8 protein-coding genes and 1 pseudogene are annotated in these 15,500 nt (G+C 37.8%); 8 read left to right on the forward strand and 1 reads right to left on the reverse strand.

Going from position 1 to position 15,500, the window contains the following annotated elements; all coding sequences use genetic code 11:
- The first annotated feature begins 194 nt into the window (after positions 1 to 194).
- The 5 genes from perR to AC4BC4_RS07905 all read left to right on the forward strand — a co-directional run bounded on the left by perR (position 195) and on the right by AC4BC4_RS07905 (position 9,615).
- The gene (gene perR, locus AC4BC4_RS07885) at positions 195 to 632 is read left to right on the forward strand and encodes a peroxide-responsive transcriptional repressor PerR (RefSeq protein ID WP_438756008.1); all 438 of its coding nucleotides are present in this window, start codon (positions 195 to 197) and stop codon (positions 630 to 632) included.
- Between the two features lie 13 nt (positions 633 to 645).
- Complete coding sequence (locus tag AC4BC4_RS07890) at positions 646 to 1,026, forward strand: RidA family protein (RefSeq protein ID WP_438756007.1); 381 nt, start codon at positions 646 to 648, stop codon at positions 1,024 to 1,026.
- 254 nt (positions 1,027 to 1,280) lie between these two features.
- Entirely contained in the window at positions 1,281 to 2,630 is a 1,350-nt protein-coding gene (locus AC4BC4_RS07895; protein WP_490477327.1) for an NADH oxidase, read from the forward strand.
- 216 nt (positions 2,631 to 2,846) lie between these two features.
- On the forward strand, positions 2,847 to 3,497 hold the full coding sequence (locus AC4BC4_RS07900; protein ID WP_490477328.1) for a YczE/YyaS/YitT family protein: 651 nt from the start codon (positions 2,847 to 2,849) through the stop codon (positions 3,495 to 3,497).
- 514 nt (positions 3,498 to 4,011) lie between these two features.
- A complete protein-coding gene (locus AC4BC4_RS07905) occupies positions 4,012 to 9,615 on the forward strand; it encodes an Ig-like domain-containing protein (protein ID WP_490477329.1) in 5,604 nt (1,867 codons plus the stop codon).
- A 164-nt stretch (positions 9,616 to 9,779) separates the two neighbouring features.
- On the opposite strand, the pseudogene AC4BC4_RS07910 reads toward AC4BC4_RS07905, so the two are convergent.
- Positions 9,780 to 11,333, reverse strand: a pseudogene (locus AC4BC4_RS07910) (IS1182 family transposase); the annotation flags it as partial.
- A 267-nt stretch (positions 11,334 to 11,600) separates the two neighbouring features.
- On the opposite strand from AC4BC4_RS07910, the gene metA reads away from it, so the two are divergent.
- The 3 genes from metA to AC4BC4_RS07925 all read left to right on the forward strand — a co-directional run bounded on the left by metA (position 11,601) and on the right by AC4BC4_RS07925 (position 15,494).
- Positions 11,601 to 12,530, forward strand: coding sequence for a homoserine O-acetyltransferase MetA (gene metA / locus AC4BC4_RS07915; RefSeq protein WP_490475290.1), 930 nt, complete (start codon positions 11,601 to 11,603; stop codon positions 12,528 to 12,530).
- 361 nt (positions 12,531 to 12,891) lie between these two features.
- Positions 12,892 to 14,247: a citrate transporter gene (locus AC4BC4_RS07920; protein WP_490475291.1), complete on the forward strand. Its 1,356-nt coding sequence runs from the start codon at positions 12,892 to 12,894 to the stop codon at positions 14,245 to 14,247.
- 23 nt (positions 14,248 to 14,270) lie between these two features.
- Positions 14,271 to 15,494: an amidohydrolase family protein gene (locus AC4BC4_RS07925; protein WP_490475292.1), complete on the forward strand. Its 1,224-nt coding sequence runs from the start codon at positions 14,271 to 14,273 to the stop codon at positions 15,492 to 15,494.
- Positions 15,495 to 15,500: the final 6 nt, after the last annotated feature.

Below are 15,500 nucleotides of genomic sequence, written 5' to 3' on the forward strand. Positions count from 1 at the left end.
GATCATAAAAGGAGAGCGTAAATTTACGACTTTCCTTTTTTATTACATTTAACTAGGCAAAAAGTATGTAATATTTTTTGATTCATAGAAAATCATGATAATTGTCCTATTTCCTGCACGATTTATGTGATTATTCTTGTCAAGTTAGATTAGAAATAGTATCATTTAAGAAAGAAGACTGGGAGGGGAACCAAATGGACAATATATTGGTAAAGAATGCGCTTGAAGAATTAAAAGAAGCCAATATTCGTATTACTCCTCAAAGATATGCAATTTTAGAATATCTAATTGAGAACCATAGCCATCCAACAGCAGACGAAATTTATCGTTCTTTAGAAGCTCGTTTTCCCAATATGAGTGTTGCGACGGTTTATAATAATTTACGTTTGTTTACTGATATTGGTTTTGTTCAGGAAATGAATTACGGCGATGCATCTAGTCGTTTTGATTTTAGTTCGAAAAAACACTATCACGCCATTTGTCAAAATTGCGGTAAGATTGTCGATTTTCATTATCCTGGTTTGGAAGATGTAGAGATGGCAGCAAGTAAATTGACTGGTTTTGAAATCAATGAACATAGATTGGAATTGTATGGTCTATGTCCCGATTGTCAAAATACAAAAGAAGACTGAAAAGAGGTATACAATGAAATCAATTCACACAGATAAAGCTCCTAAAGCAATTGGACCATACGTGCAAGGGAATATTGTGAACGGCTTATTATTTGCTTCAGGACAAGTTCCATTAAGTCCAGATACAGGCGAAGTCGTTGGTACTACGATTCAAGAACAAACAGAACAAGTTCTTAAAAATATTGCAGCTATTTTAGAAGAAGTAGGAAGTGACTTTGATCATGTTGTCAAAACGACATGCTTTTTAAAGAACATGGACGATTTTATTGCTTTTAATGACGTTTATGCGAGAGCGTTTACAAATCAATTACCTGCTCGCTCAGCCGTAGAAGTGGCTCGCTTGCCTAAAGATGTTCTTGTAGAGATAGAAATTATTGCGGCAGTAATTGAATAGTTTATAGATTTCACAAGCTGAGAAATTTTATTTTCTCAGCTTTTTTTGCTTTAAAAACAACATTTAAAACGAATAGATTTATTAGTTTTATGGGAATTGAATTGAAAACTCAGAAGTTTGTGAAAAAATAACTTTATGATTCACAAGCAAAGAACTCGAAAATGACTTTCTACTTTGTTATATTTTTAATAGACCAATAGGTTTTTAATGAGTTTATTGGTGAAAAATTTAACTTGAAAGAAGGGATTTACAAAATGAAAGTCGTAGTCGTAGGATGTACGCATGCAGGAACAGCTGCAGTCAAAAGTATTTTAACAAATCACCCAAATGCGGAGGTAACTGTCTATGAAAGAAATGATAATGTATCATTTTTATCTTGTGGTATCGCATTATATGTTGGGGGCGTAGTAAAAGAGGCGGCTAGCTTATTTTATTCAAGTCCTGAAGAACTAGCGTCACTAGGTGCTACCGTTAAAATGGAACATGAAGTCGAAACAATCGATGTTGATCATAAAACAGTCACTGCAAAAAATTTAATTACAGGAGTTGAAGAGACAGTTTCATATGATAAATTAGTTATGACAACTGGTTCATGGCCGATTATTCCGCCGATCAAAGGGATAGAGGCTGAAAATATTTTATTATGTAAAAACTTTAATCAAGCCAATGTGATTATTGACCGTGCAAAAGATGCGAAAAAAGTTGTTGTTGTCGGTGGCGGATATATTGGTATTGAATTAGTTGAAGCATTTGTGGAGTCTGGTAAGGAAGTGACTTTAATCGATGGCTTAGACCGCATTTTGAATAAATATTTGGATAAACCATTTACAGATGTTTTAGAAAAAGAACTTGTTGAGCGTGGTGTAACATTGGCTCTAGGTGAGAATGTTCAAGAATTCAAAGCTGATGCAAGTGGACATGTGAATAAAGTAATTACGCCTAGCCAAGAATTTGAAGCGGATATGGTCATCATGTGTGTTGGATTTACGCCAAATACCACACTTCTTAAAGACAAGGTAGATATGTTACCTAATGGTGCTATTGTGGTCGATAAGTATATGAGATCAAGTAACGCCGATATTTTTGCAGCTGGAGATAGTGCAGTTGTACACTATAACCCAAGTAATACGACGAATTATATTCCTCTAGCAACGAATGCAGTTCGTCAAGGTATGTTAGTCGGTTACAATTTATCAGAAGAAAAACTAGCTTATCGTGGAACACAAGGAACGTCTGGTTTGTATTTATTTGGCTGGAAAATTGGTTCAACTGGGGTTACTTTAGAAAGTGCAAAATTGAACGGTTTGGATGTTGAAGCAACTAAATTTGAAGACAACTACCGCCCAGAATTTATGCCAACAACTGAAAATGTTATGATGGAGTTAGTTTACGAAAAAGGAACAAACCGCATCGTTGGTGGACAATTGATGTCTAAATATGATATTACTCAATCAGCGAACACGTTGTCTTTAGCGGTTCAAAATGAAATGACTGTGGAAGATCTTGCGTTATCAGATTTCTTCTTCCAACCACATTTTGATCGTCCTTGGAATTATTTGAACTTGTTAGCACAAGCAGCACTAAAGGATATTGCTAAAAAGTAAGAATTAAAAAAATGAAATTGGACAGAAGTGTTTAACTCCAAGAAATAAGAGGGAGTTGCATCTGATCCCATTGTTTATTCGGATTCCTTAAGGCTAGGATATAACTCGTAGAGTTATGTTCTAGCCTTGTTTTTTTGACAAATTAAGCTTAATAGTTGCTCTTTTTGCTATTTTTTTGAGATACTTGAGAGGTAGATAAGATTGAGGGGTTAGACAATGGCAGGAAATAGGAATATAAAAGAAGTTGCGATCCGTTCTTTGTATGCGTTGATCGGTGTAGCAATTCTAGCTTTTGGTGCGGCAACATTACGTGTAGGGCAAGTAGGATTAGATCCCTACACAGCAGCGAATATTGGTATCGGTAGTGCATTAGGTCTTTCGTTAGGCGTGTATCAGTTGATCATCAATATTTTGATTTTAGGATTAGTTTTTATTTTTGGAAGGAATTATATCGGCATTGGAACTGTAATAAATATGGTTCTTACAGGTTTTTTTATTGATTTTTACACGTGGATATATACTACTTTTTTCACAATTAAAATCAATCTATTATCTCAAACTGTGTTACTTATTTCAGGTGTCGTAATTTTTACTTTCGGTGCGTCATTTTATATGTCAGCTAAACTAGGAAATGCACCATATGATGCGATTGCACCTATTATTGTTGACCGTACTAAAGCTCAGTATCGTGTAGTGAGAGTTACACAAGATATTTCTTTTGTTATATTGGCATTTATTTTTGGAGGACCAGTTGGGATTGGGACTGTCATCAATGCATTTTTTACTGGACCTTTAATTGATTTCTGGAATAAAAAAGTCAGCGAACCGATAATTGAGAAAAGTGTAAAAAGGAAAATGAGTAGCTAAAGAGTTTGAGTATAGTAAGAGAGTACTTTATGCTAAAAAATAGAGGTTGAGACAGAAGCGTTCAACTTATTGCGGAAGGAGTTGCTTATGCTCCCATCGTTTATTGGGATTCCTTAAGGCTAGGACATAACTCGTAGAGTTATGTCCTAGCCTTATTTTCATTTTTAAAGAAAATTTAATTATTTTTTTAAAAAATAATAAATATTAATTAAATAATAAATATCAACGATTATAATAACGGTTTCATAAAATAAGTTAGTAAATATATCATATCTTCAAATCCTTTAAAATAAAGGGTTCTCCATTTTTATATTACATTTTTCGTTAAAAGATACTATATTTATAATTAAGTAATTTTAAATTATAATTCATATTATTTCCAAAAATATCATGAAGGTTATATTATTTATATGTACAAATTTGATATTTTGAGAAAGGAGGGTGTCTGTTCATTTTAATAAGCTTTTAGTTGTTCGTTAAGTGGTATTGGTTTGAAAGTAAAAGGAGGATAATCATGAAAAGTGATAAACAGAAAAAGAGACGTACCAATAAGTCGAAAAAACAAAATAAGTACCGTACATTATCATTAGTTTTAACAAGTAGTTTAGTTATAGCACCGTTGACTGTTCCACTATCTTTTTATTTACCGGGAGGAATTACAGCGTCTGCTGCAATTTTAGACGCGGAAATACTATCCAACATTAGCAGCTCAAACAATAGCGGAACAAATAGTGGGACTCGTTGGATGGCAGACGGCTCCTCAAAGAATGTTGATTTTTCAATAACTGGGAGTGAGTTAGTTGGTGGTTCAGTTATCACAAGTGGAGCAAAACAAGCGGTATTAACTATTCCAAATGAGTTAAATGGGCGAGTTTCTACAAACGGTACGGCACAAATCAATACAAATATTACTTTAACGGTTAGTGATTTGACCTTCTTAACTGGGACATTAAACGCAGTTAATGAATTATCTACTTTACTAACTGATATTGTTGATGGTTCATTTGGGAGTTTAACTGGTGTAACTTTAAATTTAACGACAGTTAATCAGAAAATCGATGCTTTAAATAATCTTGAAAATTTTGGTAGTGCACAATTTAATTCTAATGCAACGCTTTCTCCTGATGGAAAATATATCCAAGCTAACATCGATGATGGATTAGGTTTAGTTTTAGCACAGAACATATCCTCTCTTTTACAAGATTTAAAAGCAGCGGTCAGTGCTTTAAATGCAACTGGAAGTGGTATTGGTAGCAATGCAGTTGCAGGGCTTATTAATACTGCTTTACTTCCAGTCAAAGGAACTGTAAATACAGCAATTAATCTTGCCTTGCCATTTGTAGGATTAGGTGGTGCTGGTGTAAATCAATTGGCTGATGCTTCGGTGTTGGGCGCAACAACAATCAATATTCCAACAAGTATTGTTAGCCCGGAAACCTTAGCGCAAAATCTGGATGCTAAATTTGTTGGTACTGTTGTGAAAACGGATACCATCGATGTCAGTATACTTAATACGGCTAACGGTGTTTCTAATGTTTATTACGCTAAAACTGCTGCAATAGTAGCTCCACCAGCAGTTACAAACACAACTGGAACTTCTCTAACAGGTTATACAGTAACTGGTACAGCGACTGCAGGTGATACGGTCACTATAAAAAACGCAGCTGGTACGACTATCGCATCAGGAATTGCGACGGGTGGAAATTTTTCAATTACAATTCCACAAGGAGCCGCAACTGCGAACGAAGCATTGACAGCAACTGCTTCTAATGGAGGTAACGACAGCACACCAACTCCATTTACAACACCAGCTGATCCAATTGTTGTAGCACCACCAGTTGTTACAAATACTACTGGAACTTCAACAACGGGTTATACAGTAAACGGTACAGCAACATCCGGAAACACAGTCGACATTCGTAATGCTGGTGGAACGGTCATTGGTACTGGTATTGTGGATGGAACTGGAAACTTTAGTATTACTATTCCACAAGGTCAGGCAACAGCTAGTGAATCCTTAACTGCGATTGCTAAATCAGGATCAGATGAAAGTACACCGACATCATTTGCTACACCAGCAGATCCAATTGTCGTAGCACCACCAGTCGTAACAAACACAACTGGAACTTCGGCAACTGGACACGTTGTAACTGGTACTACATCAGCAGGAAACACCGTAGATATTCGTAATGTTGGCGGGACTACAATTGGCAGTGGTATTGCCGATGGTAGTGGTAACTTTACCATTGTGATTCCACAAGGATTGACAACTGCTAGTGAATCTTTGAATGCAGTGGCAAAAATTGGGATAAATGAAAGTACACCTACTCCGTTTACAACACCAGCTGATCCCGTGGTCATTGGTGCACCAACAGTTGACAATGTAGCGGGCACATCGACAACGGGTTATACAGTAACTGGTACCGCGACCGCAGGAAATACTATAGACATTAAAAACACAGGCGGTACAGTGATTGGAACAGCTGTAGTTGATCCAAGTGGCAACTATACAGTGACAATTCCAGCTGGTTCAGCTACACCAAACGAACAACTATCTGCAGTGGCCAAAGATACCGATGGCAATCAGAGTCCAGCAACTTCATTTACGACACCAGCCGATCCAGTAGTCGTTACAGCACCAACGGTTGATAGCGTAACAGGAACCGGAGCAACTGGTTACACCGTAACCGGTACTGCAACAGCTGGTAATACTGTGAACATTAAAAACACAGGTGGCACAATAATTGGAACTGCAGTTGCAGATCCAAGTGGCAACTACACAATTACGATTCCTGTTGGGTTAGCAACACCAAGCCAACAATTATCGGCAGTAGCAAAAGATGCGGACGGCAACCAAAGTCCAGCAACTTCATTTACAACACCGGCCGATCCAGTAGTTGTTACAGCACCAACAGTTGATAGCGTAACGGGAACCGGAGCAACTGGTTACACCGTAACTGGTACAGCACCAACAGGAAGTACAGTTGACATTAAAAATACAGGCGGCACAGTGATTGGAACGGCAATTGCAGATCCAAGTGGCAACTATTCTGTTGCGATTCCAGCCGGATCAGCAACGCCAAACCAACAATTAACTGCGACAGCTAAAGACGCGGATGGTAACCAAAGTCCAGCAACACCATTTACAACGCCAGCTGACCCAGTAGTGGTCGCAGCACCAACAGTGACCAATGTGATGGGAACATCAGCAACAGGCTACACCGTAACTGGTACAGCAACAGCAGGCAATACTGTAGAAATCAAAAATACAGGTGGCACGATTCTTGGAACAGCAATTGCAGATCCAAGTGGCAACTATACCGCTGTGATTCCAATTGGATCAGCAACACCAAACCAACAATTATCGGCAGTAGCAAAAGACGCGGACGGCAACCAAAGTCCAGCAACACCATTTACAACACCGGCCGATCCAGTAATGGTTCAAGCACCAACTGTTGACAATGTAGCGGGCAATTCAACTACTGGCTATACCGTAACGGGTACAGCACCAGCAGGAAGTACGGTTGAAATCAAGAATACTGGTGGAACAGTGATTGGATCAGGTGTAGCTGACGGCAGTGGGAATTATACTGTTACGATTCCAGCCGGATCAGCAGCGCCAAACCAACAATTAACGGCAACAGCTAAAGATGCAGATGGTAATACAAGTCCTGGGACAACGTTTACAACACCGGCCGATCCAGTAGTTGTTACAGCACCAACAGTGACCAATGTTGCTGGTACGTCAGCAACAGGCTACACCGTAACGGGTACAGCAACAGCAGGCAATACTGTAGAAATCAAAAATACAGGTGGCACAATTATCGGAACTGCAATTGCAGATCCAAGTGGTAATTATACCGTTGTGATTCCAATTGGATCAGCAACACCAAACCAACAATTATCGGCAGTAGCAAAAGACGCGGACGGCAACCAAAGTCCAGCAACGGTATTTACGACACCAGCTGATCCGGTAGTAGTCACAGCACCAACGGTTAATAGTGTAACAGGGACTGGAGCAACTGGTTATACTGTGGCTGGTACAGCAACGGCTGGCAATACTGTTGATATTAAAAACACAGGTGGAACAGTGATTGGAACAACTACGGCGGATCCAAGTGGCAACTACACTATTGTGATTCCAACTGGATCGGCTACTCCAAATCAACAACTATCGGCAGTAGCAAAAGACGTTGACGGTAACCAAAGTCCAGCGACACCATTCACAACACCAGCAGATCCAGTAGTGGTTCAAGCACCAACTGTTGATAATGTAACTGGTACATCAACAACTGGTTATACCATAAACGGAACTGCAACAGCAGGAAACAGAGTTGATGTGAAAAATACAGGTGGCACGATTATCGGAACTGCCGTAGCAGATCCAAGTGGAAATTACACAATCGCAATTCCAGTAGGGTCAGCACAACCGCTTCAACAACTGTCAGCTGTAGCTGTAGATGCAGATAATAATCAAAGTTCAGCAACATCATTTACAACACCGGCCGATCCAGTAATGGTTCAAGCACCAACCGTTGACAATGTAGCGGGTAATTCAACTACTGGCTATACTGTAACGGGTACAGCACCAGCAGGAAGTACGGTTGAAATCAAGAATACTGGTGGAACAGTGATTGGATCAGGCGTAGCAGACGGCAGTGGAAATTACACAGTTACGATACCAGTTGGTATAGCTACACCAAATGAACAATTAACTGCAACAGCCAAAGATGCAGACGGAAATACAAGTCCTGGAACAGTCTTTACAACACCGGCAGATCCAGTAACGATTCCAGCTCCTGTTGTTACTAGCGTAACAGGAACTTCTGCTACGGGTTATACAGTAGTTGGGACTGCAGTTGCAGGCGATACAGTTTCAATTAAAAAATTAAACGGCACAGTGATTGGTTCAACTCAAGTGGATGGCAGTGGAAATTACTCAGTAGTGATTCCATCAGGATCAGCTAGTCAGCTAGAGCAATTGAGAGCAATCGATTCTGACGGTGCTGGCAATCAAAGTTCAGCAACGCCTTTTATTACACCAGCTGACCCAGTATTTGTAGCTGCACCAATCATAACAAGTGTACTCGGTAATTCTCAAACTGGTTACACAGTTAAAGGGACAGCAACAGCAGGTGATTCAGTATCACTTAGAACGCTTAGTGGAACTGAAATAGGTGTTGGAGATGTTGATGGCAATGGTAAATTTTCGATTGAGTTAGATTCTCAAGTAGTGGATCAATTACAACAGTTAAATGCGTTAGCAATAGATGACGCACTTAACTCAAGTTTACCAACATTATTCACAATCCCAGCGGATCCTTCATCAAATATTGAAGCGCCAGTCATTGACAATGTAACTGGCACATCCAAAACTGGTTACATCGTAACTGGTAAAGCAACAGCAGGTAATAAAGTCAAAATCCGCAATGCTGCTGGAAGAGTAATCGGTTCAGGCGTTGCTGATTTAAATGGTATGTTTCTAGTTAGAGCACCATTTGCGTTAGATGGTGAATTCGCGATTGCTTTACCAAAAGGTTCAGCAACCGAAAATGAAGACTTGACAGCAACAGCTGAAAACAATGTTGGGGATGTTAGTGCAGCAACTCCATTCATGACACCAGCCGATCCAACAGTCTTTGTAGCAACACCAATAGTCGACAGCGCAACTGGAAACTCTATGACTGGTTACACAATTAAAGGAATTGCAACACCTGGAAATGATGTCGTACTTCAAAATACAGCAGGAGAAATTCTAGGTGCTGGGACTGCAAGTGAAACAGGTCATTTCGTTATTGAAATTCCGATTGGTTTCGCCGAACCAAAAGAACTAGTTTCAGCAATTGCAAAAGATAGTGATGGCAATCAAAGTGAACCAGCTAATTTCAAACTTCCAGCTGATCCAGCTAATGGTAACGGAAACAGTGGGAATGGCAATGGAACTGGTGGCAACTTAGGCAATAACGGAAGTTCAGGCTTGAAAAACATAAGTAGCACGCAAAAAAATCTTCCTAACAACGGTGAAATTGTTAGTGATTGGGGGGGAGTAGGGGCATTATTACTAGGAGCTTTTGCTTTCTTCACTTTCAAACGTAAAACTAAAAACGAAGATGAGTAAAGCTTCGAATTAACACGTTTACTTTCTATAAGGGTTAAACGAGCTTGGGACGTAAGTCCCAAAAACCTTAAAATAAAAGACCGAAAATCGTAAAAAATGATTTTCAGTCTTTTATTTTTTAGATTATTGGGAGAATCCTTCATGTTTTCTAGCTTACTTAGCCTATATTTCCTTAAATTTACTGCGATTAACGCGAATCCAATTTCATTGTGTGCCTGTTGTTTCCCTCGAACAGAGAACCGAGTGAACCCTAAACAAGCCTTCAAATGTCCGAAAGCTGGTTCGACGTCAATTTTTCGTTGACGATAGAGTTTACCTGTTTCTTCTTCTGAAAGCAGCTGTTGAATTCTTGCTTTAAAGTATTCCCAATTCATGTTCTTTTGAATCTCACGATTCTTGTCACTCTTCGCTTTTGTACACTGGCTTCGAAGAGGACAATTCGAGCAGTCTTCACATTCATACCGTTTTAAATAACGTTTAAAGCCATATTTATCTGTACGAATAGAATAGTTTCGAAAATTCATTTTTCGTCCGTTTGGACAAAGAAACGTATCATCTAATTCCTGATACGACCAGTTTGCTGGAAGGAACGGATTTTGTTTAAACTTTTTCTTCTGTTCTTTATGGTACATGGCATAAGTGATGAGTGGTGTTCGCTCGTGATCCTCTAAAACCGCTTGATAGTTTTCTTCTCCTCCATAGCCGGCATCTGCGACAATATAGTTTGGCAGATCAAAGAAACGCTCTTTTAAAGTGGTTAAAAAAGGGCGCAATGTTCGTGTATCTGTTGGATTTGAGAAAAGATCATAGCCTAAAATATACTGACTGTTCGTGGCGATTTGAAGATTATAACCTGCTTTCAACTGACCATTTTTCATATGATCGTCTTTCATGCGCATAAAAGTGGCATCTAGATCAGTTCTAGAGTAACTGTTTCGTTGCCCTAAAATCTGTCTATGTTTTTGATAAGCGAGTTTTCGCTCTTTAAAGTCCTTGAAAAGTGTCCTTAATTTTTTAGGAATTTTTCGTTTAGAACGGATTGATTTGCGCGTAATTCCATCCTCTGCTTGTTCGATTTTTTCTGTAAACTTTTCGACAACATGCGCGAGATTTTCTTCAATCTTACCTAATTCAGTGACAGATAATTCTTTTGAGGACTCTCGCTCAATTTCAGGAATAATTTGATTCTTTAACAATTCATCGTAGAGAAAATTTGATTTTTCAGTAAGCTTTTTATCAAAGTTATCAATGGATTTTCTCCAAACAAAGGTGTATTTATTGGCGTTGGCTTCAATCTTTGTACCATCGATAAAAATGGCTTCTTCATCGATTAATTGTTCCTTGACTAATTGGCTACGGAACTGGACGAAGCACTCCCGAAGGAGTGCATTCACTAAAGGATTCACTCGAAAACGATTGATGGTTCGATAACTAGGTTGATAACTTTGAGTAAGCCACATCATGCGAATACTGTCTTTCGTCAAGGCTTCAATCTTGCGACCAGAAAATACAGATTGTGTGTAGGCACATAAAATCATCTTCATCATCATTTTCGGATGATAAGAAGAAGGCCCCATTTGATGATGAAAAGGAAGAAAGCGTTCCTCCGGAATACTTTCAACTAATTGATCAATGGCAAACGCAATATCGTTTTTTTCTAACTGAAAACTAAAATCTAGAGGAAGAACGACTTGATTTGTGGTATAATTTTTAAACATAAGAACACCTCGCTGACTTATTTGTTTAGTCACTTTTATTTTAGCAAAGGTGTTCTTATTTTTGTACAAAAAAACAATCCAGATGCCAATCAATTTGACTGGTATCTGGATTTTTCGTTAGTACTTATGTCCCAAGCTCGTTTTTTATGATGATACTACTAGCGAACGATTCTTTTTTTAACCTAATGTTTTCTCAGAATGAATCTATCTTTCTTCTCCTTTTTATCGTAAAATGAAATTAGACAAAATGAAAGGGAGGATATACACATGCCGATTCGTGTTCCAAAAGAGTTACCAGCTATCAAAGTACTTGAAAAAGAGAAAATTTTTGTAATGGACGAAGATCGTGCCATGCATCAAGACATTCGCCCTTTGGAAATTCTGATTCTAAATTTAATGCCGAAAAAAGACGAGACTGAAGTTCAACTTTTGAGACTTCTAAGCAATACCCCTTTACAAATAAATGTAGAATTCTTGCATATGAGTAGTCACGAAGCAAAAAATACATCTAGCGAGCACTTAAAACGTTTTTATTATCAATTTAAAGATGTCAAAGAAAAATTTTATGATGGATTGATCATCACAGGCGCACCAATTGAGCAAATTCCTTTTGAAGAAGTTGATTATTGGAAAGAACTGCAGAAAATTTTTAAATGGAGTACCTCACATGTTTTTTCGACGTTTCATATTTGCTGGGGGGCACAGGCAGGACTCTATCACCACTATAAAATCAATAAACATCTATTAGATCAAAAATTAGCAGGAATTTATACTCATAACGTATTGAAACCGACTTGGAGTATCTTAAAAGGATTTGATGATGTATTCTTAGCCCCTCATTCCCGCTATACGGAAGTCAAAAAAAGTGACATAGACAAAACAAATGAGTTGGAGATTTTAGCAGAATCAAAAGAAGCAGGAATTTTTTTGGTTGGTAATAAAAATAATCGAGCATTTTATGCAATGGGGCATTTAGAGTATGATCGTGAAACTTTGCAGCAAGAATTTGAACGCGACAAGCTAAAAGGGATTTTAACGGAGCTACCTACAAACTATTTCCCAAATGATAACATTGATAGTATGCCCCAATTACGATGGCATATGGCAGCGTCTTTGTTATTTTCTAATTGGTTAAATTATGCAGTTTATCAGAATACTCCTTATGATTTATCTACATTACTTGATGAAGAAAAATAGTAATGATAGTCTAGTTAAAATAAAAAGAGATCTCTTTTTATTTTAACTTTTTATGAGTACGTTGAAATGATAACGCTAACATTTTGTTTGCTCAGCCAACTCACTCAAGCATTCTTATTCCTTTTTTTTAAAATTAAACGTATTATAAAAAGAAGGAAGGAGGATACTTCGTATTGAAACGATAATGGAATAAAAAAGGGAATGACTAAAAATTTATAGTATTCACAAACAATAAAGTTATTTAATTCTTTTTTAGATGCCATTTTTGTAGTTACGATAAAAGTAAGCAGTTATTTGGCATCACCTAGCGCGTATGTAAAAAATAAAAATGCTTTAATTAACTATATTTGGAGGAAAAATGATGAAAATACCTAAAAAATTTTTGAGTGGGTTGCTCCTTTCAATACTCTTTCTTTTTTCGTTTATACCAGCTTTTGCACAAGAGATTGATGCAATTTCTGCGCCTACGGGAATAAAAGCAGTGATTGTGATCATTCCATTGATTGTAGTATTGGTCTTATTATTTATGAAAGTGGATATGATCATCGCAGGTTTTGTTGGTGGTGTTCTAGCAATGATTATTGGAGGAATAGGATTAGAACAAGCAAACCAACAATTATTGGAAACGATCCCAATGATGCTTGGTATTACTGTACCGATCATCAATTCAGCGATTGCAATGGCTGTTTTTAAGTCTGGTGGCTACTCAGCAGCATTGACTCTTGCAAAACGTGGTACAAAAGGTAAAGTCGAGTATGTTTCAGCATTTATCGTCATTTTGCTTGCGGCAGCTACCTATATGTCCGGCATCGGCGGCGGCAGCGCAATGGTGATTGCACCATTGGCATTTGTAGCAGTTGGTGTAGTTCCTGAATTAATTGCAGCGATGTCGCTTGCTGCAGCAGTTTCATTTACAACATCGCCAGCATCGTTAGAATCTAGTATTGTTTCTAAATTGGGGGACTTTAGTGTTGCTGAATATGTTTCGGATATGCGTCCAATTTGGTTATTTTTTTGTGCTTTAGCAATAATTTTAGCTTTTTGGGGAACTAAACGTCGAAATATCGGTTTTAAAGAAAATAGTGATGATGAATATGCAAACATGAGTAATAAAGCGTTATTTAAGTTGACTTTACCAGCAATCTTTTTGCTGTTTGCTGTAATTTTTGGTCCTGTGGTGAATGACCTTGTTGGATTTCCAATATTAACACCGTTAGTTTATATGATTCTAACACTTGCGTTGATTTTTATTTGTTCAGATTTCACGTTAAATCAATCAGTGGAAGCAATGGTCGATGGCTCAACATACATTTTGACTCGATTATTCCAAGTGGGAATCTTTCTGGCATTTATTAATATCATTGCTCAAACAGGAACGTTTGCGGTTATTGCAGGTATTGCAAGCGCTGCACCGACTCTGATCATGGTTCCCGTTGCGATTTTGACAGGCATTCTAATTGGGGTGCCAGCAGGCGCGTATGTCGGTTCAGTTTTGACTCTTGTTTTACCTGTGGCTGTGTCTTTAGGTTTTTCTTCTATAGAACTTGGTTTAGTTGCGGTCGGGGTCGGCTTAGGTAGTCAAATGAGTTTCGTGAATATCACGATGCAAGCTTTATCTTCAGGATTCCAAATTCCAATATTAGAAGTTGTAAAAGGAAATGTTAAATGGATCAGTATTGCTTCTGTCCTGTTGATCGGGATTGGATTCTTTATTTAAATTAGATAGAAAGGGTGTATAAAATGGATATTTTAATTAAGCAAGCAAGAGTAAGTGATGGAGAAGCGTTGCAAGATGTGGGAATTAAAGATGGAAAAATTGTAGCTATTTCAGAAAATTTAACTGATAATGCGGTAACTGTAATTGAAGCAAATGGTCGTGTGTTAATCCCTGGTTTAGTCGAAAGCCATATTCATCTAGATAAGGCGTTGATCGCTGACAGAAAACCAAATAAATCAGGAACTTTACAAGAAGCAATCAGTGTTACTGCCGAATTGAAACCAACATTCACAGAAGAGGATATTTATAACCGAGCAAAAAGAGCGTTGGAAATGATTATTTCTCATGGTGTAACGGCCGTTAGGACCCATGCAGAATTTGATCCAGCACAAGGTTTTTCAGGATTCAAAACAATCATGAAATTAAAAGAAGAATATAAAGATTTGATTGATATGCAAATTGTTGCGTTTCCGCAAGAAGGGATTTTTAAAGCGCCCGGCACAGAAAAAATGATGTACGAAGCCATGGAAATGGGCGCTGATGTTGTTGGCGGTATTCCTTATAATGATGCTCCAGCAGATAAACATATCGATTTAGTCTTTGAAATCGCAAAAAAATATGACAAATACATTGATTTACATCAAGATTTTAGCGATGAAGCAACAGATATTTCAATCGAATATTTATGTAAAAAAACGATTGCAGAAAACTATCATGGGAGAGTATCTGTGGGACATTTAACAGCTCTTCATGCACTAGAGCCAGATCGATTAAGTGAAATTTTAACATTAATGTCTGAAGCTCAAATTAGTGTAATGGCATTACCCGCAACTGATCTACATTTGGGAGCTAGAAACGATGATCATAATGTAAGAAGAGCTGTGACGCCAATTAGAAAACTTCGTGATGCAGGTGTGAATGTATGTCTAGCAACGAATAACATTCGGAATGCATTTACGCCATATGGAAATGGTGATTTAATGCAAATCGCTATGTTAGCAATCCCTGTAGGTCATTTAGGTGGAGCGGATGATCTGCCAACTGTCTTACCCATGATCACAGATAATCCTGCTAAAGCGTTGAACATAGAAAATTATGGAATTCAGGTTGGCAATAAAGCTGATTTGATCTTACTTGATACCAAAGTAAAAGCAGACGCAATAATTGATATTCCAGAGAGAAATTATGTTATCAAAAATGGAAAGATTACAGTTGAAGTAAAAAAAGAAGTAACTATTTTTAAATAAATCCAC

The sequence above is a fragment of the Enterococcus sp. AMC1086 genome (genome assembly GCF_058216575.1).